We start from the raw sequence: 21,623 nt of genomic DNA on the forward strand, positions 1-21,623 counted from the left end.
GCGCAAGGGGGTCGGCCGGTCCCTATCATGAGTATTTCAGCCAAGAAGAAGCCGCGGGCGTCAGTCCAGCAGGTCGCGGGGGTCGGCGTCCTGCGGCAGTTCCAGTTCGATCACCCACAGATCGGGGTCGCGGGCGCCCCGGCGGGCCAGCGTCGCGTCGATGTCGCGGGGGGCGCCGGTCGTCTCGTGCAGCCAGGCGCGGCTGTCGGCCAGCGGGTCGTAATCCTGCACCCACAGTTCCACCTTACCGCCGGGGCGCAGCACCGTGACGGCCAGCGCACCCGCGGTGTCGTCGCCGCGCCGGACGACATAGGCCGGGCGGCCGGTCAGGTCCATGCGCCGCAGCAGCGCCGCGACGCGCAAGCCCGCCGTCAGCCGCGGTTCCATGCGGCCCTAGTCGCCATCGCGGTAGTCGAGGCCCATCTCGGTGTAGCGTTCCTTTTCGTCCAGCCAGTTTTCCCGCAGCTTGACCTGCAGGAACAGGTGGACGGGACGGCCCATGAACTCGATCAGCTCGGCGCGGGCCTGCTGGCCCACGGCCTTGATCGTCTCGCCGCCCTTGCCCAGCACGATGCCCTTGTGGCCGGGGCGGGTGACATAGACGATCTGGTCGATGCGCGCCGAGCCGTCGGCCTTCTCTTCCCACCGTTCGGTTTCGACGGTCAGCTGATAGGGGATTTCCTCGTGCAGGCGCAGGGTCAGCTTTTCGCGGGTAATCTCCGCGGCGATCATCCGCATGGGCAGGTCGGCGATCTGATCCTCGGGGTAAAGCCAGGGGCTTTCGGGCACGGCCTGCGCCAGCCAGTCCAGCAGGTCGGCGGTGCCGTGGCCGCGTTCGGCGGAAATCATGAAGGTGCGGACGAAGGGAAAGGCGCCGTTCAGTTGCTGGGTCAGGGCCAGCAGTTCCTCGGCCTTGACGCGGTCGATCTTGTTGATCGCCAGCGCGACAGGGGTGTCGCCGGATTTTTCGCGCAGGTTGTCAAGGATCGCCTGCACGCCGTCGGTCAGGCCGCGATGCGCCTCGACCAGCAGGACGACGATGTCGGCGTCGGCGGCACCGCCCCAAGCGGCGGCGACCATGCTGCGGTCCAGGCGGCGGCGGGGGCGGAAGATGCCGGGCGTGTCCACGAACACCACCTGCGACGCGCCGTGCATGGCGATGCCGCGGATGCGGGCGCGGGTGGTCTGGACCTTGTGCGTCACGATCGAGACCTTGGCCCCGACCATCCGGTTCAGCAGCGTCGATTTCCCGGCGTTCGGCTCGCCGATCAGGGCGACGAAGCCGGCGCGGGTGGGGGTGTCGGGGACATCCGTCCCGGGGGTGGTCACGTCATCGGTCATGCGGTGTCCTGCGGCGGGCGAGGGGTGGGGTGGGGGTGCGTATGGGGTGGACCGGTCTGCCGAACGCAGAGTCGGGGGCAGCCGGGGCAAGTTCAAGGGGCGGCGTGCAGCTTGTCCAGCATTGCCTGCGCGGCGGCCTGTTCGATGCTGCGCTTGGTGCCCTGTCCCTGCGCCTCGGCCTGCCGCCCGTCGTCCAGCCGGACGACGATGCGGAACTGCGGCGCGTGGTCGGGGCCTGCGCGTTCGGCGATCTCATAGCGGGGCGGCGTCATGCCCTGCGCCTGCGCCCATTCCTGCAGCGCCGTCTTGGGGTTGAAGGCGGCGCTTTCGGCGCCCTCGATCCGGTCGCCCCACAGCCGCAGGATCAGCGCGCGCGCGGCCGCGAACCCGGCGTCCAGATAGACGGCGGCGATCACCGCCTCCATCGCGTCGCCCAAAAGTGCGTCCTTGCGCCGGCCGCCGGTCATCATCTCGGACCGGCCCAGCTTCAGCACCTCGCCCAAGCCGATCTGGCGGGCGATGTCGGCGCAGGTCTCGCCGCGCACCAGCGCGTTCAGGCGGGGGGCAAGCTGCCCCTCGGTCGCGCGGCGGTCGCCGGTGAACAGCGCCTCGGCGATGGTCAGGCCCAGCACGCGGTCGCCCAGAAACTCCAGCCGCTGGTTGTCGGGGCGGGTCGCGGTGGACAGGCTGCCGTGGGTCAGGGCGCGGATCAGCAGGTCCGGGTCGGCAAAGCTGTGGCCCAGCCGCGTCTGGAAGGCGGCAAGGTCCGCCGCCAGCCGGACCGGGCGCGCGGCCCCGCCGGTCACGCCGGCGCCCTCAATGCACCGCCTTGAAGAAGCGGTCGCCGCGCCATGTCCAGAAATACAGCAGCGACTTGCCCGCGGACGAGAACATGATCCGGTCGGCGCGGCCGATCAGGTATTCGGCGGGCACGAAGCCCAGCCCCCCCGCGATGGCGGGCACGCGGCTGTCCTCGGAATTGTCGCGGTTGTCGCCCATGAAGAAATAGGTGCCGGCGGGCACGGTATAGACCGGCGTGTCGTCCAGCGGCCAGCCGTCCACGATGTTCAGAACCTCGTGGCTGGTGCCGTTGGGCAGGGTTTCGGTAAACCGCGGCTTTTCGCAGGCCCCACCCGCCGCGACCGGTTCGTTGAAGCAGCGCGGCGGGATCTGGCCCGGTCCCTGCGGCAGCTTGGGTTCGGTGAAGACGCCGTCGGGCTGCTGCGGGACCGGCTGGCCGTTCAGGATCAGCTGGCCGTTCTGCATCTGCACGGTGTCGCCGGGCAGGCCGATCACGCGCTTGATGAAATCGACGCCGCGGGTCGGGTGGCGGAACACGACGACGTCGCCGCGCTCAGGCTCGGACGCAAGGATGCGGCCGGGGATCGGGCAGACCGAGAACGGGCAGGAATGGCGCGAATAGCCATAGGCCATCTTGTTGACGAAGAGGAAATCGCCGATCAGCAGCGTGTCCTTCATCGACCCCGAGGGGATCCAGAACGGCTGGAAGAACAGCGTGCGGAACACGCCGGCGATGATCAGCGCCCAGAACACGGTCTTGACCGTTTCCCAGATGCCGCCATCCTTCTTTGCGGTGGTGTCCGCCATGATCTGCCTTTCGCCGCGATGTGCGCGGTTCTTGGGCCTGCGCGGGGCGCAAAGTCAAGGATCGCCTGCGCGGCGGGCCTGTCACGTCGCGGCGAGGCGCGGGGCTAGTCCCGCAGCGCCTCGATCAGGACGAAGGCCTGCGCCCAGGGGTGGTCGTCGGTCAGGGTGACATGGACCACGGCGCGGTGGCCTGCCGGCGTCATCGCGGCCAGCCGCCGTTCGGCCCAGCCGGTCAGGGTCATCGTGGGCTGGCCGGTGGACAGATTCGCCACCGCCATGTCGCGCCACGAAATGCCCATCGCCAGCCCCGTGCCCAGGGCCTTGCTGCACGCCTCTTTCGCGGCCCATCGCTTGGCCAGCGTCGCGGCCTCGTGCGGGCGGCGGGCGGCGCGGTCCAGTTCGGTGTCGGTGAAGACGCGCTTGCGAAAGCGGTCGCCGTGCCGCGTCAGGACGCCCGCGACGCGGTCGATGTTGGCAAGATCGGTGCCGATGCCCAGGATCATGGGGCGGCCCCGGAAAGATCGGACGGTGCGAGGAAGTCCGCCGGCCACGAGGGAAGCTGCGGCCAGTGCCAGCTGCCGCTCACACGCCTGCTGCGTGCCGCCTCGTCGATATCATAGGGCACCAAGGCAAGGTTCATGTCTGCCGCGCCGCGTCCATGCAGGCGCGCATCCGGGCGATGGCGGGGCCGAGGCCGGTGAAGATCGCCTCGCCGATCAGGAAATGGCCGATGTTCAGTTCGACGACCTGCGGCAGGGCGGCGATGGGGGCGACGTTGTCATAGGTCAGGCCGTGGCCTGCGTGCACCTCCAGCCCCAGTTCGGCGGCCATGCGCGCGCCCTGGGCCAGCCCGGCCAGCTCGGCGTCGCGGTCGGCGGTCCGACCTTCGGTGTCCAGGTCGCAGAAGGCGCCGGTGTGCAGTTCGACGACGGCCGCGCCGATGGCGGCGGCGGCCTCGATCTGGCGGGGGTCGTGGCCGATGAACAGCGACACCCGGCAGCCCGCCTGCCGCAGCGGCGCGATGAAATCGGCCAGCCGGGCGCGGTCGCCCGCGACGTCCAGCCCGCCCTCGGTCGTGCGTTCCTCGCGTTTTTCGGGGACGATGCAGACGGCGTGGGGACGGTGGCGCAGGGCGATGGCCTGCATTTCCGCCGTCGCCGCCATTTCCAGGTTCAGCGGCAGGCGCAGCCCGGCCATCAGCCGTTCGATGTCGGCGTCGCCGATGTGGCGGCGATCCTCGCGCAGGTGGGCGGTGATGCCGTCGGCCCCCGCCTCTTCGGCCAGCAGCGCGGCGCGCATCGGGTCGGGCCAGGGGCTGCCGCGGGCATTCCGCACCGTGGCCACATGGTCGATGTTGACGCCCAGTCGCAGCATCTGCGCCCCCGATGATTGACGTTGCACGGGCAACCTAGCCGGGTGGCGCGGCCGTGGACAGCCCCGGTATCGTCACGGTCGGCCGCACCCACCAGCCGGGGCGGGCCAGCGCCTGCGCGGCGGCGCGGGCGGCGGCCGCGTCCGGGAAGATGCCCAGGCACGTCGCGCCGGACCCCGACATCCGCGCCAGCCGCGCGCCCGCGCCGGTCAGCGCGGCAAGGCAGTCGGCGATCGCGGGCGCCAGCGCCAGGGCGGCGGGTTGCAGGTCGTTGCGGGTCTGCGCCAGCCAGCCGGTCAGCGCCGCGGCATCGGCGAACCGGGGCAGGCTGGCGGGCAGGGGCGGATTGTCCCGCGCCGCCAGCGCCGCGAACACGGCGGGCGTGGGCAGCGCCACGCCGGGGTTGACCAGCACCAGATGCAGGTCGGGCAGGGGCACGGGGTCCACGATCTCGCCCACGCCGCGCATCCGCAGCGGCTGGCACAGCAGGCAGGCGGGCAGGTCGGCCCCCAGCGCAGCCGGATCGGCGGGCACCCGCCCCAGCGCGCGCAGGACGGCGGCGGCGTCGGCCGTGCCGCCGCCGATGCCCGACGCCGGGGGCAGCTGCTTGTCCAGCGTGAGCTGCGCGTCCGCCCCCACCGCGCGGGCGGCGCGCAGGCACAGATTGTCGTCGCCCGGCGGGACCGCCGCGGCAAAGGGTCCGGTCACGGTCAGCGACAGCGGACCCGGCGCGACCGACACCCTGTCGCCCAGCGCGGTGAACACGACCAGCGAATCAAGCAGGTGATAGCCGTCGCCCCGCCGCCCGGTGACGTGCAGGGCCAGGTTGATCTTGGCCGGGGCCGGTTCGCTGCGCGCGGTCACGGGCTGGCGGTCACGGGCTGGGGGGCACGGGTTGGGGGGCACGGGCTGGGGGGAACGGGCGGGGGTGTCATGGGCGCGGGCACGGGGCAGGGGGCGCGGGCTGAGGTTCACAGTTCAGGGACAGAGGCCGGCGGCCACGGCAGAAGGGCACGGGCTGCGGATCACGGGGCCGGTCATCACGGACCGTCAGGGACGCGGCGGGGCTGCGTCGGGGTTGTCGGACCCCGCGCCGCCATCCTGCGGCGCATCGGACGCGCCGTCTGGCGCAGCGCCATCGTCAGCCGCATTGCCATCGCCTGCGCCCGCGGCACTGCCATCCCGCGCGGCATCGCCATCGCCCTCGCCATCGCCGGCCGCATCGTCACCGCCGCCCGCATCGTCGTCCGGCGCGGCGGTTTCCTCGGGCTGGCCGAACCCCTGCGGCAGCGTGCCGCCGTTGGCCTTTTCGGCCGCCAGCACGGCGTCCAGCCCGACGTTCAGCTTGGCGCGCACGCGGTTCAGGTCGGTGTCGGTGTCGGCGGGCGTATGCAGGCTTTGCGCGCGCCGCCACTGGATCTCGGCCTCGCGCTTGCGGCCGACCATCCAGTAGATGTCGCCCATGTGGTCGTTGACCAGGCTGTCGTCGGACATCGCCGACACCGCGCGTTCCATCGGCGCCACCGCCTCGTCATAGCGGCCCAGCCGGTAATAGGCCCACGCCAGCGAATCCAGGATATAGCCGTCGTCGGGGCGCAGCTCGACCGCCTTGCGGATCAACTCCAGTCCCTCGTCCAGCCGCACGTTCCGGTCAACCCAGCTATAGCCGAGATAGTTCAGGATCGGCGCCTGTTCGGGCTGCAGCGCCAGCGCCGCCTGGAAATCGGCGTCGGCGCGGTCGAACTGGCCCGACCGTTCCAGCGCCATGCCGCGCGCGTAAAGCGCGAACCAGCTGGCCTGCGGGTCGGCGTCCTTCTGCAGGATCGCAAGGGCGCGGTCATAGACGGGCACCGCGTCCGCGAACCGGTCGCGCTGGCGCAGCAGGTCGCCCAGCGCGACCCATGCCCCGGCAAGGTCGGGGCGCGCCTCGGTCAGGGCGCGGGCCGCGGCCTCGGCGTCGTCCAGCCGGTCGGCGCGCGACAGCGCCTCGATCCGGGCCAGTTCGGCGACCGGGCGCATCTGGCCGCCTTCGCGCAGGGCGGCGAACTCGACCTCGGCCAGGTCGAACTGCCCGACCGTCTGCAGGATCTGCGCGGTCATCAGCCGCGCCTCGGTCAGGTCGGGCGACAGGTATTGGGCCAGCCGCGCATAGACCAGCGACAGCGGCTCGGGCTCGTCCCCGCCCATCAGCGCGCCCGCGAAGGTCAGCAGCACCTGCGCGATGCCGTCGGCGGGGGACCGGACGGCGGTGAAGGGCAGCCGTTCGCCCGCCTGCAGCCGGGCGCGCAGGTCGACCAGCAGCGGCTCGGTCGTCATCGCCTCAAGCCCGTCCAGCAGTGCCAGCGCGTCGGCGTTGCGTTCCAGCTGCGACAGGATCTGCGCGCGCGCCTGGATGCCCAGCAGATGCGACGAGGCCTCGGGATCGCGCAGGGCGACCTCGGCCGCCTCGTAATCGCCGACGCTGGCCTTGGCGAGCGCCAGCTGGAACCGCGCGATCGGCCCGGCCCCGCGCACGTCGGTCAGCGCGTCAAAGGCCGCAAAGGCGTCGGACGCGCGGCCCGCGCCCATCAGCGCCCAGCCGCGCATCATGCCGTCGACCAGCTCGCCCCCGCCGACATTCGCCGAGGGCGCGCTGTCCAGCAGCGCCAGCAGTCCGGCCCAGTCGCCCTGCCGCGCCAGATCGGCGCGGCGCACCAGCAGCGACAGTTCCGTCGCGCGCCCGCCCGCCTGCATCGACTGCGCAAGCGCGGTGGCGGCGGGAAACTCGCCCGCCGCGACCAGCGACAGCACGGCGCTGTCCTGCAGGAACGGGTCCGAGGGGTCGCGTTCCACCGCCTCGCGGAAATAGCGGGCCGCGGCGACAAAGTCGCTGTCGCCCGCCGCCTGCCGCGCGGCAAGATAGGGGCCGGCAAGGCCGGGGATCGGATCGAGCGGCGGGCGCGGGGCGGACGGATCGACCGGAACGGCGTCGGTCCGGGCCGCATCGGTCTGGGTCGCGCCGGCGCGCGCGGGGGCGTCCTGCGCAACACCCTGCGGTGCGGGCTGGGCGACGCCATGCGGCGCGGGCTGGGCGATGCCCTGCGGCGCGAACTGCGCGGGTCGGGGCAGGGGCGGCTGCTGCGCGGCCGCGGGGCCGGTCAGCAGCAGCGCCGCCAGCGTGGCGGTCAGCGGGGTCTGGAACGGCATCAAGGGCAGGGCGCCTCGTTGTGGGATGCGGCCCCCCGGGACGAGGCCCGGGGGCCGACGGTGCTGGGGTCAAATCTGCGTCAGGCGACCCTAGACCGCGCGGCAGGCTGCGGCAACGCCGCGTCCCGCCGCCCGGTTCCGGGCCAGTTCACATGTTCGGGTAATTCGGCCCGTCGCCGCCCTGCGGGGTCGTCCACACGATGTTCTGTGTCGGATCCTTGATGTCGCAGGTCTTGCAGTGGACGCAGTTCTGAAAGTTGATGACAAAGCGCGGCTCGCCCGCCTCCTCGACCACCTCATAGACCCCGGCGGGGCAGTAACGCTGCGCGGGTTCGGCGTATTCCGGCAGGTTCACGCGGATCGGGACCGTGGGGTCTTTCAGCCGCAGGTGGCAGGGCTGGCTTTCCTCGTGGTTGGTAAAGGAAAACGCCACGTTGGTCAGCCGGTCGAACGACAGCCTGCCGTCCGGGCGCGGATAGTCGATGGGCTTGAAGTTCGCGGCCTTGCCCGTGGATGCCGCGTCGGTCTTCAGGTGGCGGCGCGTGCCCAGCGGGTTGAACCGCAGCAGGCTGGCCGTCCACATGTCCAGCCCGCCCAGCGCCAGACTGCCCCACATGCCGCGCGTGGACCATGTCGGCTTGACGTTGCGGACACGCTTGAGGTCGGCCGCGATCGGGCCGGTCCGCAGCGCGGTTTCATACTCGGCCAGCTCGTCGCCCTCGCGGCCCGCGGCGATGGCGGCGGCGGCGGCGTCGGCGGCGTGGATGCCCGACAGGATGGCGTTGTGGTTGCCCTTGATGCGGGGCACGTTGACCAGCCCGGCCGAACAGCCCAGCAGCACCGCGCCCGGCACGGTCAGTTTCGGGATCGACTGCCAGCCGCCCTCGCTGATGGCGCGGGCGCCGTAAGCCACGCGCTTGCCGCCCTCCAGCAGTTCGGCCACCGCCGGATGGTGCTTGAATCGCTGGAACTCGGCATAGGGGTAAAGATAGGGGTTGGCATAGTTCAGGTGGACGACGAAGCCGATGAACAGCTGGTTGTTCTCGGCGTGATAGATGAACGACCCGCCGCCCGCGTTGCTGCCCAAAGGCCAGCCCATCGTGTGGGTGACGGTGCCCTCATGGTGCTTGGCGGGGTCGATGTCCCAGATTTCCTTCATTCCGATGCCGAACTTCTGCGGCTCGTGCCCGGCCGACAGGTCGAAGCGTTCGATCAGCACGCGCGCCAGCGACCCGCGCACGCCCTCGGCGATGAAGACGTATTTGCCGCGCAGCTCCATCCCCGGCTCATAGGACGGGCCGGGGGTGCCGTCGGGGTTCTTGCCCATTTCGCCCGCGACCACGCCCGCGACGCGGTTGCCGTCCCAGACGATCTCGCTGGCGGCCATGCCGGGAAAGATCTCGACGCCCAGCGCCTCGGCCTGCTCGGCCAGCCAGCGGCAGACGTTGCCCATGCTGACGATATAGTTGCCGTGGTTGGCCATCAGCCGGGGCATCGGCCAGTTGGGGATGCGGACCTGCCCGGCCGGGCCGAGGACCAGGAACTCGTCCCGCGTCACCTTGGTCCGGATCGGCGCGCCCCGCTCGCGCCAGTCGGGCAGCAGCCGGTCCAGCCCCGAGGGGTCCAGCACCGCGCCCGACAGGATATGCGCGCCGACCTCGGACCCTTTCTCAAGGACCACCACGTTCAGGTCGGGGTCGATCTGCTTCAGCCGGATCGCCGCCGACAGACCCGCCGGTCCCGCCCCCACGATCACCACGTCGAAATCCATCGCCTCGCGTTCGACTGCGTGCATGGCTGGCCCTCCTTCGCGCTTGCAGCATGATCCGGCATGACGCCTAGCGCGGTTTGCCGCGCTGAACAATCGCCGCGCGACACGACGGCGCGGCCAAGGGCGCTTGCGCCCCGGACGCTGGCGGGGCACGATGCGGCCCGTCACAGACAGCGCCCCCGCCGTTCCGGTCGGGGGCGTTTCGACACCGGCCTGCAAGACCCTGGGGGACGCATGGAAAAGATACCGATGACCCGTGCCGGCTTTGACCAGCTGGACGCGGAACTGCGCGAGCTGAAGGGCGTCGAGCGTCCCGCCGTCATCCGCGCCATCGCCGAGGCGCGCGAGCATGGCGACCTGTCCGAGAACGCCGAATATCATTCCGCCCGTGAAAAGCAGTCCTTTGTCGAGGGCCGCATCAAGGAACTGGAAATGGTGCTGTCGCGGGCCGAGGTCATCGACCCGTCCAAGCTGTCGGGCAGCGTCAAGTTCGGCGCCCGCGTGACGCTGGTGGACGAGGACACGGACGAGGAAAAGACCTTCCAGCTGGTCGGAGAGCAGGAGGCCGACCTGGAGCGCGGCCTGCTGAACGTCCGCTCGCCCCTGGCGCGCGCGCTGATCGGCAAGGACGAGGGCGACAGCGTCGAGGTGGTGACCCCCGGCGGCGGGAAATCGTATGAAATCATCGCGATCAAATATGCCTGACCTGCAGGGACGACTGCGCGGCCTGGTGTCGGGGCAAGAGGCGCGCGACCGCGCCACCACCATCGGGCTGGCGCTGACCGGCGCATGGCTGGCGCTGGTGCTGATCTTCTGGCTGGCGGGCCCGGACGGCGCCCCGGCCAGCGGGCTGGCGCGGCTGATGTCGGCGGTCGGCGTGATCCTGCCGGTGGCGCTGATCTGGATGGCGGTCGGGCTGGCCCGCGCCATCGCCGACCTGCGGGCCGAGGCGCAGGCGCTGCGCGCGCGGGTCGAATCGATGCGCGCATTCTCGGGCGACGCGCCGGTGCCGGCGCCCCCGCCGTCGGCGGGCGTGGCGCGCGCCGCGGCACGCCCCGCCGCCGCGACGCGGGCCGAGACACGGCAAAGCGCGCTGCCGCTCGATGTGCCCGAATCACCCGCGGTCACCCCCGAGGAACTGGTCGCGGCGCTGAACTTTCCCGACGGGCCGGACGACGTCATCGCCATCGAGGCGCTGAAATCGGCCCTGACCGACCCCGAGGCCGCCCGCGTCATCCGCGCCGCGCAGGACGTCATCACCCTGCTGGCCGACAACGGGCTTTACATGGACGACCTGGACCCGCGCCCGGCCGCGCCCGAGGTCTGGCGCCGCTTTGCCGCCGGCACGCGCGGCCCGGCGGTGGCGGCGCTGGCGGGGATCGCCGACGACGACCTGATCGCCGCCGCCGACGCCCTGCTGAAGGGGGACGAGGTGTTCCGCGACGCCGCGCATCATTTCCTGCGCCAGTATGACCGCATGCTGACGCGCGTGGCGGACGACCTGAACGACGCGGGCATGGCGGCGCTGGCCGACACGCGGTCGGGACGGGCGTTCGTGCTTTTGGCGCAGGCGACGGGGGTCGCGCGCCAGCAGGCCCTATAGCGGCAGGCGCAGCACCAGGGCCTGCGCCCGCCAGCCCGTGCGGATGCGTCCCGCGGGCTGGAACCCCAGCGCGCGGTAAAGCTGCAAGGCGGCGGCGTCGCCCGGCGCGACCTCGGCCCGCAGGGCGGCGAAACCTTGCCGGCGGGCGCGGTCGGCGGCGGCGATCACCAGCGCCGAGGCCACGCCCCGCCGCCTGGCACAGGGCGCGACCGCCAGCCCGTCCAGCACCGCATCGGATGTCGCGGGCGGGCGCGGGCGCAGCCTTGCGGCGCGGTCGCGCCAGCGCGCCCACGGGCGCAGGATCATCCGCCGCGCCGCTGGCCGCGGCTGCATCAGCCCGCCGCCGGGGCCGCGCAGGGCGACGACGCCCAGCAGCCCCCCGCAGGGATCCACCGCCGCCAGCATCCGGTCGCGCGCAAGGCAGCGGCGCAGCAGCGCGATGCCCGCGCGGCGCGACGCGCCCGGTGCGACGGCCCGGCCGAACGCCCCCCAGACCAGCGCCGCCGCATCGCCCCTCAGCGACAGCGGCAAGGGGGTCACGATGGTCGGGGCGGCGGCGTGCATCAAGGGTTCCATGCGGCGGCTGACGGGTCCGGGATAGCCGGGCGGGGTGCCGATTGCAGCCCCGGCGGACGGACGGGCGGCTAGGGCGGATGGTTCGAGATGGGTGCGCCTGCTCCGACGAACGGGAACGATACGGCTGACGAAAGAGGTGAGCTCGGAGGGGCGGTAATCCCTCACGGTCCAGGCCGGTTCCCCGTGGCTCGAGCTCATCCTCGAAATAGATCGTTCGGGCGGCGGCGCAAGCGCCGGGCGCAGCCGAGGGGCGGGAACGGATCGGAACCATGCCCAAGCGGTCGGTTAGATGCCTAGCATAGCGCCTTGCCGGGTTCCGACTGCCCGGCATACCCCTCGAGGGAGGAGGCCGCTCCCGGCCCGCTCAGCGTCGCGCCCCAGTTCCCTCCAGAAACCCCCGTTCCCTTCGAGGGAGAAGGCGGCTCGCGGCCCGCTCAGCGCCGCGCCCCAGTTCCCGCCGGAAACCCCCGTTCCCTTCGAGGGAGAAGGCGGCTCGCGGCCCGCTCAGCGCCGTGCCCCAGTTCCCGCCGAAAACCCCCGTCGCCCTGAATTGTTTCACGGGCGATCGGTGCGCGACCGGGCGGGGTCGGCGCATGGCGAACCAGTTTCCATCCATGCAGGGCCGCCCCTTGCCGCGCTGGCCGGGAGTCGTGGGCCGCCCGCCCTTGCGCCCGCCGCCCCCGGCGATAATGTGCGCGCACGCGAAAGGCTGCCGTTCATGTCCGTTCCCCCTTCCTCTCTGCCCGGCGCGGCGGACGCGCGCGCGTTGGGCCGCAGCCCGGCGCAGGCGTTCCGGCACGGGATGGTGCAGGCGCTGCCGTTCCTGCTGGTCATGGTGCCCTTTGCGCTGCTGTTCGGGGTGGTCGCCAGCACGGCGGGGCTGGATCTCGCGCAGACGATGGGGTTTTCGGTGCTGGTGCTGGCGGGCGCCTCGCAGTTCACGGCGGTCCAGCTGATGACCGACCAGGCCCCGGCGCTGCTGGTGCTGGCGTCGGCGCTGGCGGTCAACCTGCGCATGGCGATGTATTCGGCCTCGCTCACGCCGTATCTGGGCCGCGCGCCCGCATGGCAGCGGGGGCTGATCGCCTATCTGCTGGTGGACCAGACCTATGGCATGGCGATCCAGCATTACGAGAAACACCCGCGGCTGACGATCCCCCAACGCATCGCCTATTTCCTTGGCGCCTCTCTGGTCTGCTGCCCGCCCTGGGCAGTGACCACCTGGATCGGGGCCACGGCAGGCAACGCGATCCCGGCGCACTGGCCGCTGGATTTCGCGGTGCCGATCACCTTCCTGGCGATGATCGCGCCGATGCTGCGGACCCGTGCCCATGTCGCGGCGGCGACCGTGTCGGTCATCGCGGCGCTGGCGCTGGCCGGCCTGCCGTCCGGGCTGGGGCTGCTGATCGCCGCCCCCGTGGGCATGACGACCGGCGCGCTGGTCGAGACGCTGGTCGAACGCAGCCGGAACCGGACCGCGGCGGCAGGCAGGGAGAACCGGGCATGAGCGCGCAGATGCCGGGCTGGTCGGACGTGGAAATCTGGGTGGTCATCGCCGTGCTGGCGGTGGGCACGTTCCTGATCCGCTGGTCGTTCCTGGGGATCATGGGCAACCGCCCGCTGCCGGTCTGGGCGCAGCGGCTGCTGCGCTATACCGCCGTCGCGGTGCTGCCCGCGCTGGTCGCGCCGCTGGTCGCGTGGCCCGCGGCGGCGGGCGGGCGGCCGGAACCCGCGCGGATCGCGGCGGCGGCGGTCACGGTGCTGGTCGGGCTGGCCACGCGCAACACGCTGGCCGCCATCATCGGCGGCGCCGTCACGCTGGTCGCGGCGCTGGCCCTGATCTGAACGGGCGCGCGACGGGTCGCCCCGCGCGCGCCGCCGGGATCAGCGCTGGACCACCAGCGTGCCGTTGCGATACCCCTCGATCGCGCCGCTTTTCTGGCGCAGCAGCACGTCGTGGTTGTTGGCCGGGTCGCCGTCCATGTGGCGTTTGGACGTGACGCCGGGCAGCGTCAGGAACCAGTTGCGCAGCTTCAGCGGGCTGAAGCCCGAGGGCGCGCCCTGAAAGCCCGGAACCTGGTTCAGCACCCCGCCGGTCGCGACCGCGCAGAACGACTTGTTGACGACGCCGTTCGCCTCGACCACGCGGATGGCCTCGTCGGCCACCTCGCGGCTGACCGGGACGGTGTCCTCGGCCACCCAATAGGTCGAACGGGCGTGATAATCGATATAGAACCGCTTGAAATTGTCGGTGATTCCATAAAGCACGTCGCCGCGTTCGGGGATGTGCGGGTGATCCCAGCTGCCCGCCGGGTCAAAGATCACGCGCTGGCTGCCGTTGATCATCAGCGCGGAATGCCCGCCCTCGCCCCGCGGGATGCCGATCACGGTGAACAGCGTGATCGACGGCGGCTCGGCCGAGGTAAAGCGCGCCGCCCGGATCGTCGCCGGGTCGGACATCTTGGTTTCGGACCCGCAGGCCGCCAGCGCGGCCGGCAGGGCCAGCGCCATGAATTGTCGCCGCTGCATCATTGCCCCTTTGTTCGGCCGCCGCCTCTGCGGGCGGTCGGCGATGCCGTGTCAGGCGTTCGACAACGCCATGAAGATCAGGATGGCGATCGACGCCACGATCGACCATGCCGACACGCGCACGAACCCCTCGAACACGCGCTGATGTCCGGTGGCGTCCATCGTGCCGTGTTCGTGATGGTCGGTGTCGGTGTGGTGCTGCGGGTTGGCCATCTGGGTTTCCTTAGCCGGGGCGTGTCTGATCGTCGCGGTCGTTGCTAGCCGATCGGGGCGGTGCTGTCACGCCCCCCCACAAACGCCCGCCGTCCGCCGTCTCGCCCGCCGGGCCGACCAGCCCGCGCAGGCGCAGGGCGTTGATGTGGGCCACGGCCTCGACCAGCGCCAGGCCGTATTCGCCGTCGCCGATCCGGCGGCGGAACAGCAGGTCAAAGCAGCCGACCGCCGTGCGCGGCGCGACCGCCAGCGCGGCGGCCAGCCGTTCCAGCGCCGATTCGTGGTTGTCGGCCAGCTGGCCCAGCCGCGCGGGCAGGCCGGTGAAGGGCAGCTTGTGGCCGGGCAGCACCAGATGCCGGTCATGCGCCAGCACCGCCATGCGTCGGCAGGACGCGATCCATGCGCCGACCGGGTCGGCCCCCGGCTCGGTCGGATAGACGCCCAGGTTGGGCGAGATGCCGGGCAGCAGCTGATCCCCGCCGATCACCAGATCGTCGTCCTGCGACCACAGCGTGACGTGTTCGGCGGCGTGCCCCTCGCCCATGACGACGCGCCAGTCGCGGCGGCCAAGGCGCACGACCTCGCCCTCGATCAGGCGGCGGTAGCCCAGCGGCAGGGGGTGGACGACATCGCCGGTGTTCCACGGGCGTTCGGCCGCGCGGGCGGCCAGCCGGCCGGGGTCCATGCCGGCGCGGCGCCAGAAGGCCAGCTGTTCCGGCGTCGCGCGGTCCTGCACGTCCAGCGCCAGCATCCGCGCGAAGAGCCAGGCGGTGCGGCTGGTCCACAGGGCGGCGCCGCGCGACTGGAACCAGCCGGCCAGCCCCATGTGGTCGGGGTGCTGATGCGTGGCCAGGACGCGCACGACCGGCGCGCCGGCCAACGGCCCGTCCAGCAGCGCCTGCCAGATCGCGCGGGTGCGGCTTGTGTCAAAGCCGGTGTCCACCACCGTCCAGCCGTCGTCGTCGCGCAGGGCATAGCAGTTGACGTGGTCCAGCCGCATCGGCAGCGGCAGGCGCAGCCACAGCACGCCGTCGGCGATCTGCGTGGCCTGCCCCTCGGCCGGGGGATCGCGCCAGGGATGCTGGACGCCGCTGGCCGCGGGCGGGGGCGCCGCGGCCATGTCGGCGGCGTCGGCATCGGCGTCCGGCGGGGCCGGGGTATGGCCGGCGCCGGTCACGCCGCGCCGGCGAATGCCGCGTCGGGCACCGCGTTCAGGTCGTCCACGCCGACGCGGGCCTCGGCCAGGTCGGCCGCCGCGCGGGGCAGGATGCGCGCCACATGGACCCGCGCCAGCGCCTGGCGGGCGGGATCGCCGGACTGCGCGGCCAGCAGGTGGAAATGCGCCCCCAGCACGCGCGCGAAGGCCGAGAGATACGGCACCGCCCCGGCAAAGCGGTCGGCCGTGCCCTGGTCCATCAGCGCCTGCGTCGCCTCGCGCAGCGTTTCGGCCGCCTGCCACACCTCGCCGGCAAGGTCGGGCAGGGTGGCCTGCGCGGTCTTGGCGCCGTCCATCACCTCGTCGATCAGGCGCATCGCGGCGTCGCCGCCGTCCATCATCTTGCGGCCGACAAGGTCCATCGCCTGGATGCCGTTGGTGCCCTCATAGATGGGCGTGATCCGAACATCGCGCAGATACTGGGCGGCGCCCGTCTCCTCGACAAAGCCCATGCCGCCGTGGACCTGCACGCCCGCGTCGGCCACGCGGCAGCCGACATCGGTGCCGTAAGCCTTGGCGATGGGGGTCAGGAACGCGGCGCGGGCGGCCTGTTCGGCGTCGCCGGTGGCGCGCGCCAGATCCAGCGCCTGCGCGCAGGCCAGGCAGATGGCGCGGGCGGCGAACACCTCGGCCCGGCTGGTGGCCAGCATCCGGCGCACGTCGGGATGGCCGATGATCAGCCCCATCTGGTTGCGTTCGGCGGCATAGGCGGCGGCGTGCTGCAACGCCGCCTCGGCCACGGCGACGCCCTGGACGCCGACGCCCAGCCGGGCCGCGTTCATCATCGTGAACATGGCGGCCATGCCCTTGTGCTCGTCCCCGATCAGCCAGCCGGTCGCGGCCTCAAAGCTCATGACGCAGGTCGGGCTGCCGTGGATGCCCAGCTTGTGTTCCAGCGACACCACCTTGAGACTGTTGGCCACGCCCGGCCTGCCGCCGTCGTCGGGCAGGTATTTCGGGACCATGAACAGGCTGATCCCGCGCGTTCCCGCGCCGCCGTCGGGCAGGCGGGCCAGCACCGCATGGCAGACGTTGTCGGTCACGTCGCTGTCGCCCCAGGTGATGAAGATCTTTTGCCCCGTGATCCGATAGGTGCCGTCGTCCGCCCGTTCGGCGCGCGTGGTCAGCGCGCCCACGTCCGACCCGGCCTGCGGTTCGGTCAGGTTCATCGTGCCCGACCATTCGCCGGAAATCAGCTTGGGCAGATACAGCGCCTTCAGCGCGTCGCTGCCGTGATGGTCCAGCGCGTCGATCTGGCCCTGCGTCAGCAGCGGGTTCAGCTGCAGCGCCAGGCAGGCGCCGGCCATCATCTCGGCCACCGCCATGTTCAGCGCCTGCGGCAGGCCCGCGCCGCCGTATTCGGGATCGGCGCCCAGCCCGATCCAGCCCCCGTCGGCGATGGCGCGGAAGCCGTCTTCAAAGCCGGGCGAGGACCGCACCGCGCCGTTTTCCAGCCGCGCGGGGGTCAGGTCGCCGGCGCGGTTCAGGGGGGCCAGCACCTCGGTCGCCATGCGCCCCGCCTCGGTCAGGACGGCATCGACGGTGTCGGGCGTCGCCTCGGCAAAGCGGTCGGTGGCGGCGACCGGCGCCATCGGCACGACATGGTTCAGGATGAATGCGATGTCGTCGACCGGCGCGCGATAGGCCATGATGTTCGTTCCCCTATGGCGGGCGCCGCTTGCATTTGGCGGGCGCGCGCGTAATCCCCGATTGACGGCAGCCTATCGGGCGCTGTTTCCGCCGCAACCCGAACCCCGCGTCAGGGCGCCCATGCAGACACTGACCTTGCGTCAAGATCCCCAGGGCATCGCCCGCGCGGCCGAACTGCTGGCTGCGGGACAGGCCGTCGCCCTGCCGACCGAGACGGTCTATGGCCTTGCCGCCGACGCCCGCGACGGGGCGGCGGTGGCGCGCATCTATGCCGCCAAGGGGCGGCCCGCGTTCAATCCGCTGATCGTGCATGTGGCCGACACGGCCGCGGCCCGCGCCATCGCCCTGCTGGACGACGAGGCCGAGCGGCTGGCGGCCGTGTTCTGGCCCGGCCCGCTGACGCTGGTGCTGCCGCTGCGCCCCGGCAGCGGGCTGGCGGGCATCGTGACCGCGGGGCTGGACACGGTCGGCGTGCGCGTGCCCGCCCATCCGGTGGCGCAGGCGGTGCTGGCGGCGTTCGGCGGGCCACTTGCCGCGCCCTCGGCCAACGCCTCGGGGCGGATCAGCCCGACCACGGCCGCGCATGTGCTGGACCCCGACGGCGGGCTGGCCGGGCGCATCGCCGCCGTCATCGACGGCGGGCCGTGCCCGGTCGGGGTGGAATCGACCATCGTCGGATGGCGCGACGGCCGTGCGGCGCTGCTGCGCCCCGGCGGCATCCCCGCCGAGGCGGTCGAGGCCGCGCTGGGCCGACCCCTGGACCGCGCAGGCCATCTGGCCGCCCCCGATTCGCCGGGGCAGCTGTCCAGCCATTATGCCCCGCGCGCCGCCCTGCGGCTGGACGCGGACGCGCCGCGGCCGGGCGAGACCTTCGTTGGCTTCGGCCGCGTGGACGGCGCGGACCTGACCCTGTCGGCCACGGGCGACCTGACCGAGGCGGCGGCGCGGCTGTTCGACGTGCTGCGCGCCGCCGATCGGCTGGGCCGCCCCATCGCGGTCGCGCGGGTGCCCGGCACCGGGCTGGGGCTGGCGATCAACGACCGCCTGCGCCGCGCCGCCGCCCCACGATAGCGGCGGCCCTTTGCCGGCGGCCAGCTTGCCGCGCGGCGCGCTTGGCCCTAGCGTGCCGCCATGACGGCCGACCCCACATGGAACGGCGTGGCGCTGGACGCCGCGACTGCGCTTGCGCTGCTGGATTGGCAGCGCGAGATGGGCGTGGACGAGCCGATGCTGGACGCGCCCGTGGACCGCTTTGCCGAACCGATCCGCGAGGCGGGGGCCGAGATCGCCCGCCAGCCCGCGGCCGTCCCGCCCACCGCCGCGCCGCCGCCCCCGCCGGGGCAAGCGCCGGGGGCCGATGCCGCGCAGATGGCCGCCCGTGCGGGCACGCTGGCCGAGCTTGCGGCCGCGCAGCAGGCCCATGAGGGCCTCGACATCCGCAAGGGCGCCCGCAGCTTTGTCTTTGCCGACGGCAATCCCGCCGCCCGCGTGCTGGTGCTGGGCGAGGCGCCCGGAGAGGAGGAGGACCGGCAGGGCCGCCCCTTTGTCGGCCGCGCGGGGCAGTTGCTGGACCAGATGTTCGCCGCCATCGGCCTGTCGCGCACAGCGCCCGACCCCGACGCGGCGCTGTATATCTTCAACGTGCTGCCGTGGCGGCCGCCGGGCAACCGCCGCCCGGAACAGGCGGAAATCGACGCGATGCTGCCCTTTGTCGCGCGCCACGTCGAACTGGCCGCCCCCGAAATCGTCGTCCTGCTGGGCAACGCCGCGGCGCAGGCAGCGCTGGGCCAGCAGGGCATCCTGCGCCTGCGGGGGCAGTGGACCACCGCGTTCGGGCGTCCGGCGCTGCCGATGACGCACCCGGCCTATCTGCTGCGCAACCCGGTCGCCAAGCGCGAGGCATGGGCCGATCTGCTGTCGCTAAAGGTGCGGCTGATGCAGGGTCAGCCCGCGCAGCCCTGATATTCGACCGCGCCGTCCGGGCCGATCAGCGTCAGCCGCACCTTGGCGGGGTCCAGCGCGAACGGCTTGCCGGTCGGCCCGACGAAATCGGCGGTCGCGGTCAGCCGACCGCCTTCGCGGGTCAGGTCGGCCTGCGAGACCCAGACCCCCGGCTCGGCCAGCTCCATCGCGGCGGCGACGGCATCGGGGTGGGCGGGCGCGGCCAGCCCGGCCGTGACCTGCACCCCGTCGGCAATGTCGGCCAGCGTGCAGTCCAGCGCCGCGTCGCCGCGATCCGGCATGCGGGCCAGCGCCGCCGCGATCAGCGGATCGGCAGGCGTGCCGGGGGCGTCGGGGGCGGGCAGGTCCAGCGTGACATGGACCGGCACGCACACATTCTCGCACACGCCCAGATCGACGGCGACCGGGCCGGTCATCGGCTGGCCGGGGCGATGGGGGGCCAGCTCGATCGGCAGCACCAGCCGGTCGTGATAGCCCAGCGTCCGGTCGCCGCCCGAATCGATCACCTCGGGGGTGGGCCACAGCGGCGTCGCGCCGGCCACGTTGGCGGCCCCCGACCAGTCGAACTGCGGCGGCACCCCGCTGTCGCCGGGGCTGCGCCAATACGTCTTCCACCCCGGTTCCAGTTGCAGGTCCAGCGCCGTGACGCGGGTGCCGTCCGCCGCCGCGTGACCGGGGATAAGCCGGGCCGAGACGATGCCCGGCGGCAGGTCGTCGGCCAGCGCGGGCAGGGCGGTGGCAGCCGCAAGGGCAAGGGTGAATATCGCACGCATGCGTTCCAGATAGGGCGCGGGGGCGCCGCCGGAAAGTCACAACTTCGCCACGGAACGACGCCGCCCCGCCCGCGCGTCTTGCAGACGGCACCCCGCGCACCGATGTTCAGGGGGAAAGGAATCCCGATGATTGCGACCGATACCGAAAGCCTGACCGGCAAGCTGCTGATCGCCATGCCGGGGATGAACGATCCGCGGTTTGCGGGGTCCGTCGTGCTGGTCTGCGCGCATGGCGAGCAGGGGGCGATGGGGCTGGTGCTGAACCGCCCGCTGCCCGAGATCCGGTTTGCCGACCTGCTGGGCCAGCTGGGCATCGACGCGCCGGGGCAGATCCCGCCGCTGCCGGTCCATTTCGGCGGCCCGGTCGAACCGGGGCGCGGTTTCGTGCTGCACCGGATGCAGGCCGACGACGACGCCGACCCGGACGAGGGCGACGGCGAAGGCGGGCGCATGCGGATCGGCGAAGGCGGGCTGGCGATGACCACGACCCGCGACATCCTTGAGGATATCGCCCGCGGCCGCGGCCCCGACCGCGCGGTGCTGTCGCTGGGCTATGCCGGCTGGGGTGCGGGCCAGCTTGAGGGTGAGCTGATGGCCAACGGCTGGCTGACCGCCGACGCCGGCGACGACATCGTCTTTGGCGCCGACAACACCCAGAAATGGCAGGCGGCGCTGAAATCGCTGGGCATCGACCCCCTGATGCTGTCGGCGGCCGCGGGGCGCGCCTGAGGGGTCGGGGCGCGGCATCCGTGCCGCCGCCCCGCTTGCCCGTCGCGCACCCATTTGCCATAGAGGGCCCGGACAACCGGAGGCCCCCATGACGTTCCGCGCCCGTCACCTGCTGGGGGTCGAGCCGCTTGCCCCGGCCGAGATCACGTCCCTGCTGGACCTTGCCGAGACCTATGCCGCGCTGAACCGCCGCACGGTGAAACACGGCGACGCGCTGCAGGGGCTGACCCAGATCAACCTGTTCTTCGAGAACTCGACCCGCACCCAGTCCAGCTTTGAACTGGCCGGCAAGCGGCTGGGCGCGGACGTGATGAACATGCCCGTCGCCCAGTCCAGCGTCAAAAAGGGCGAGACGCTGATCGACACCGCCCTGACGCTGAACGCGATGCAGCCCGACCTGCTGGTCGTGCGCCATCCCCATTCCGGCGCGGTCAACCTGCTGGCCAGCAAGGTCAACTGCGCCGTCCTGAACGCGGGCGACGGGCGGCACGAACACCCAACGCAGGCGCTGCTGGACGCGCTGACCATCCGGCGCGCCAAGGGGAGGCTGCACCGGCTGACCGTCGCCATCTGCGGCGACATCGCCCACAGCCGCGTCGCCCGGTCGAACCTGATCCTGCTGGGCAAGATGGAGGCGCGGGTGCGCCTTGTCGGCCCCGCCACGCTGATGCCGAAAGGCGCCGCCGACTGGGGCTGCGAGGTGTATGAGGACATGCGCGAGGGATTGCGCGACGCCGACGTGGTGATGATGCTGCGCCTGCAAAAGGAACGCATGGACGGCGGCTTCATCCCGTCGGAACGCGAATATTTCCACCGCTGGGGGCTGGACGCCGAAAAGCTGGCGCTGGCCAAGCCCGACGCCATCGTCATGCACCCCGGCCCGATGAACCGCGGCGTGGAAATCGACGGCACCATCGCCGACGACATCAACCGCAGCGTCATCCAGGACCAGGTGGAAATGGGCGTGGCGGTCCGCATGGCCGCGATGGACCTGCTGGCGCGCAACCTGCGCGCCGAACGGGGCGCACGGGCGGCGGAGGGGGGCGCGTATGTCTGACGCCCCGACCCGCAGCACCCCGGCCGCGCCGTTCCCC

23 protein-coding genes are annotated in these 21,623 nt (G+C 72.3%); 8 read left to right on the forward strand and 15 right to left on the reverse strand.

Going from position 1 to position 21,623, the window contains the following annotated elements; genetic code table 11:
• Positions 1-60: 60 nt before the first annotated feature.
• The 9 genes from EPA64_RS00370 to EPA64_RS00410 form a co-directional block, all read right to left on the reverse strand.
• On the reverse strand, positions 61-387 hold the full coding sequence (locus tag EPA64_RS00370) for a DUF1491 family protein (protein ID WP_134724274.1): 327 nt from the start codon (positions 385-387) through the stop codon (positions 61-63).
• Between the two features lie 6 nt (positions 388-393).
• Positions 394-1,341 carry a GTPase Era gene (gene era / locus EPA64_RS00375; RefSeq protein WP_134724275.1) on the reverse strand — a complete coding sequence of 316 codons (948 nt, stop codon included), beginning with the start codon at positions 1,339-1,341 and terminating at the stop codon, positions 394-396.
• A 92-nt stretch (positions 1,342-1,433) separates the two neighbouring features.
• Positions 1,434-2,147 (reverse strand): ribonuclease III, encoded by a 714-nt coding sequence (gene rnc, locus EPA64_RS00380; protein ID WP_134724276.1) that lies wholly within the window; start codon positions 2,145-2,147, stop codon positions 1,434-1,436.
• A gap of 10 nt (positions 2,148-2,157) precedes the next feature.
• Positions 2,158-2,949, reverse strand: a complete 792-nt coding sequence (gene lepB / locus EPA64_RS00385) for a signal peptidase I (RefSeq protein ID WP_134724277.1) — start codon at positions 2,947-2,949, stop codon at positions 2,158-2,160.
• A 104-nt stretch (positions 2,950-3,053) separates the two neighbouring features.
• Positions 3,054-3,452, reverse strand: coding sequence for a holo-ACP synthase (gene acpS / locus EPA64_RS00390; RefSeq protein WP_134724278.1), 399 nt, complete (start codon positions 3,450-3,452; stop codon positions 3,054-3,056).
• Between the two features lie 133 nt (positions 3,453-3,585).
• Positions 3,586-4,323: a pyridoxine 5'-phosphate synthase gene (locus EPA64_RS00395; protein WP_134724279.1), complete on the reverse strand. Its 738-nt coding sequence runs from the start codon at positions 4,321-4,323 to the stop codon at positions 3,586-3,588.
• Between the two features lie 34 nt (positions 4,324-4,357).
• Positions 4,358-5,185, reverse strand: coding sequence for a 4-(cytidine 5'-diphospho)-2-C-methyl-D-erythritol kinase (locus EPA64_RS00400; protein ID WP_134724280.1), 828 nt, complete (start codon positions 5,183-5,185; stop codon positions 4,358-4,360).
• Positions 5,186-5,371: 186 nt separating this feature from the next.
• Entirely contained in the window at positions 5,372-7,507 is a 2,136-nt protein-coding gene (locus tag EPA64_RS00405) for a tetratricopeptide repeat protein (RefSeq protein WP_134724281.1), read from the reverse strand.
• Between the two features lie 148 nt (positions 7,508-7,655).
• The gene (locus EPA64_RS00410; protein WP_134724282.1) at positions 7,656-9,302 is read right to left on the reverse strand and encodes an electron transfer flavoprotein-ubiquinone oxidoreductase; all 1,647 of its coding nucleotides are present in this window, start codon (positions 9,300-9,302) and stop codon (positions 7,656-7,658) included.
• Between the two features lie 210 nt (positions 9,303-9,512).
• Between EPA64_RS00410 and greA the strand changes: the two genes are divergently transcribed.
• On the forward strand, positions 9,513-9,983 hold the full coding sequence (gene greA / locus EPA64_RS00415) for a transcription elongation factor GreA (protein WP_134724283.1): 471 nt from the start codon (positions 9,513-9,515) through the stop codon (positions 9,981-9,983).
• Entirely contained in the window at positions 9,976-10,881 is a 906-nt protein-coding gene (locus EPA64_RS00420; RefSeq protein WP_134724284.1) for a hypothetical protein, read from the forward strand. Before greA ends, EPA64_RS00420 begins: the two co-directional genes overlap by 8 nt.
• Here EPA64_RS00420 and EPA64_RS00425 read toward each other — a convergent pair.
• The gene (locus EPA64_RS00425) at positions 10,876-11,457 is read right to left on the reverse strand and encodes a GNAT family N-acetyltransferase (RefSeq protein ID WP_167626548.1); all 582 of its coding nucleotides are present in this window, start codon (positions 11,455-11,457) and stop codon (positions 10,876-10,878) included. The two genes, EPA64_RS00420 and EPA64_RS00425, sit on opposite strands and share 6 nt — an antisense overlap.
• A 718-nt stretch (positions 11,458-12,175) precedes the next feature.
• On the opposite strand from EPA64_RS00425, the gene EPA64_RS00430 reads away from it, so the two are divergent.
• Together EPA64_RS00430 and EPA64_RS00435 are read left to right on the forward strand one after the other, a co-directional pair.
• A complete protein-coding gene (locus EPA64_RS00430; protein WP_134724286.1) occupies positions 12,176-12,964 on the forward strand; it encodes an AzlC family ABC transporter permease in 789 nt (262 codons plus the stop codon).
• Positions 12,961-13,302: an AzlD domain-containing protein gene (locus EPA64_RS00435; RefSeq protein WP_246026531.1), complete on the forward strand. Its 342-nt coding sequence runs from the start codon at positions 12,961-12,963 to the stop codon at positions 13,300-13,302. Before EPA64_RS00430 ends, EPA64_RS00435 begins: the two co-directional genes overlap by 4 nt.
• A gap of 39 nt (positions 13,303-13,341) precedes the next feature.
• On the opposite strand, the gene EPA64_RS00440 is transcribed toward EPA64_RS00435, so the two are convergent.
• The 4 genes from EPA64_RS00440 to EPA64_RS00455 are packed head-to-tail and all read right to left on the reverse strand — an operon-like array spanning position 13,342 to position 17,064.
• Positions 13,342-13,986, reverse strand: a complete 645-nt coding sequence (locus tag EPA64_RS00440; protein ID WP_134724287.1) for a hypothetical protein — start codon at positions 13,984-13,986, stop codon at positions 13,342-13,344.
• A gap of 51 nt (positions 13,987-14,037) precedes the next feature.
• Entirely contained in the window at positions 14,038-14,199 is a 162-nt protein-coding gene (locus tag EPA64_RS00445; protein ID WP_134724288.1) for an aa3-type cytochrome c oxidase subunit IV, read from the reverse strand.
• Positions 14,200-14,209: 10 nt separating this feature from the next.
• A complete protein-coding gene (locus EPA64_RS00450; protein ID WP_134724714.1) occupies positions 14,210-15,319 on the reverse strand; it encodes an MBL fold metallo-hydrolase in 1,110 nt (369 codons plus the stop codon).
• Between the two features lie 53 nt (positions 15,320-15,372).
• A complete protein-coding gene (locus tag EPA64_RS00455) occupies positions 15,373-17,064 on the reverse strand; it encodes an acyl-CoA dehydrogenase (RefSeq protein ID WP_134724289.1) in 1,692 nt (563 codons plus the stop codon).
• 121 nt (positions 17,065-17,185) lie between these two features.
• On the opposite strand from EPA64_RS00455, the gene EPA64_RS00460 reads away from it, so the two are divergent.
• On the forward strand, positions 17,186-18,136 hold the full coding sequence (locus tag EPA64_RS00460; protein ID WP_134724290.1) for an L-threonylcarbamoyladenylate synthase: 951 nt from the start codon (positions 17,186-17,188) through the stop codon (positions 18,134-18,136).
• A 60-nt stretch (positions 18,137-18,196) separates the two neighbouring features.
• Positions 18,197-19,027: a uracil-DNA glycosylase gene (locus tag EPA64_RS00465; protein WP_134724291.1), complete on the forward strand. Its 831-nt coding sequence runs from the start codon at positions 18,197-18,199 to the stop codon at positions 19,025-19,027.
• On the opposite strand, the gene EPA64_RS00470 is transcribed toward EPA64_RS00465, so the two are convergent.
• Positions 19,009-19,800, reverse strand: coding sequence for a protein-disulfide reductase DsbD domain-containing protein (locus tag EPA64_RS00470; protein ID WP_246026532.1), 792 nt, complete (start codon positions 19,798-19,800; stop codon positions 19,009-19,011). The genes EPA64_RS00465 and EPA64_RS00470 overlap by 19 nt on opposite strands.
• A gap of 126 nt (positions 19,801-19,926) precedes the next feature.
• Between EPA64_RS00470 and EPA64_RS00475 the strand changes: the two genes are divergently transcribed.
• On the forward strand, positions 19,927-20,529 hold the full coding sequence (locus EPA64_RS00475; RefSeq protein ID WP_134724292.1) for a YqgE/AlgH family protein: 603 nt from the start codon (positions 19,927-19,929) through the stop codon (positions 20,527-20,529).
• Between the two features lie 88 nt (positions 20,530-20,617).
• Positions 20,618-21,586, forward strand: a complete 969-nt coding sequence (locus EPA64_RS00480) for an aspartate carbamoyltransferase catalytic subunit (RefSeq protein WP_134724293.1) — start codon at positions 20,618-20,620, stop codon at positions 21,584-21,586.
• Positions 21,587-21,623: the final 37 nt, after the last annotated feature.

The sequence above is a fragment of the Paracoccus luteus genome, from assembly GCF_004522155.1.
GTDB lineage: Bacteria > Pseudomonadota > Alphaproteobacteria > Rhodobacterales > Rhodobacteraceae > Paracoccus > Paracoccus luteus.

Coding starts and splice junctions, on each gene's coding strand:
- EPA64_RS00370 (WP_134724274.1), bottom strand. CDS start 387: ATGGAACCGCGGCTGACGGCGGGCTTGCGCGTCGCGGCGCTGCTGCGG.
- era (WP_134724275.1), bottom strand. CDS start 1,341: ATGACCGATGACGTGACCACCCCCGGGACGGATGTCCCCGACACCCCC.
- lepB (WP_134724277.1), bottom strand. CDS start 2,949: ATGGCGGACACCACCGCAAAGAAGGATGGCGGCATCTGGGAAACGGTC.
- acpS (WP_134724278.1), bottom strand. CDS start 3,452: ATGATCCTGGGCATCGGCACCGATCTTGCCAACATCGACCGCGTCGCG.
- EPA64_RS00395 (WP_134724279.1), bottom strand. CDS start 4,323: ATGCTGCGACTGGGCGTCAACATCGACCATGTGGCCACGGTGCGGAAT.
- EPA64_RS00405 (WP_134724281.1), bottom strand. CDS start 7,507: ATGCCGTTCCAGACCCCGCTGACCGCCACGCTGGCGGCGCTGCTGCTG.
- EPA64_RS00410 (WP_134724282.1), bottom strand. CDS start 9,302: ATGCACGCAGTCGAACGCGAGGCGATGGATTTCGACGTGGTGATCGTG.
- greA (WP_134724283.1), top strand. CDS start 9,513: ATGGAAAAGATACCGATGACCCGTGCCGGCTTTGACCAGCTGGACGCG.
- EPA64_RS00420 (WP_134724284.1), top strand. CDS start 9,976: ATGCCTGACCTGCAGGGACGACTGCGCGGCCTGGTGTCGGGGCAAGAG.
- EPA64_RS00425 (WP_167626548.1), bottom strand. CDS start 11,457: ATGGAACCCTTGATGCACGCCGCCGCCCCGACCATCGTGACCCCCTTG.
- EPA64_RS00430 (WP_134724286.1), top strand. CDS start 12,176: ATGTCCGTTCCCCCTTCCTCTCTGCCCGGCGCGGCGGACGCGCGCGCG.
- EPA64_RS00435 (WP_246026531.1), top strand. CDS start 12,961: ATGAGCGCGCAGATGCCGGGCTGGTCGGACGTGGAAATCTGGGTGGTC.
- EPA64_RS00440 (WP_134724287.1), bottom strand. CDS start 13,986: ATGCAGCGGCGACAATTCATGGCGCTGGCCCTGCCGGCCGCGCTGGCG.
- EPA64_RS00445 (WP_134724288.1), bottom strand. CDS start 14,199: ATGGCCAACCCGCAGCACCACACCGACACCGACCATCACGAACACGGC.
- EPA64_RS00450 (WP_134724714.1), bottom strand. CDS start 15,319: ATGGCCGCGGCGCCCCCGCCCGCGGCCAGCGGCGTCCAGCATCCCTGG.
- EPA64_RS00455 (WP_134724289.1), bottom strand. CDS start 17,064: ATGGCCTATCGCGCGCCGGTCGACGACATCGCATTCATCCTGAACCAT.
- EPA64_RS00460 (WP_134724290.1), top strand. CDS start 17,186: ATGCAGACACTGACCTTGCGTCAAGATCCCCAGGGCATCGCCCGCGCG.
- EPA64_RS00465 (WP_134724291.1), top strand. CDS start 18,197: ATGACGGCCGACCCCACATGGAACGGCGTGGCGCTGGACGCCGCGACT.
- EPA64_RS00470 (WP_246026532.1), bottom strand. CDS start 19,800: ATGCGTGCGATATTCACCCTTGCCCTTGCGGCTGCCACCGCCCTGCCC.
- EPA64_RS00475 (WP_134724292.1), top strand. CDS start 19,927: ATGATTGCGACCGATACCGAAAGCCTGACCGGCAAGCTGCTGATCGCC.
- EPA64_RS00480 (WP_134724293.1), top strand. CDS start 20,618: ATGACGTTCCGCGCCCGTCACCTGCTGGGGGTCGAGCCGCTTGCCCCG.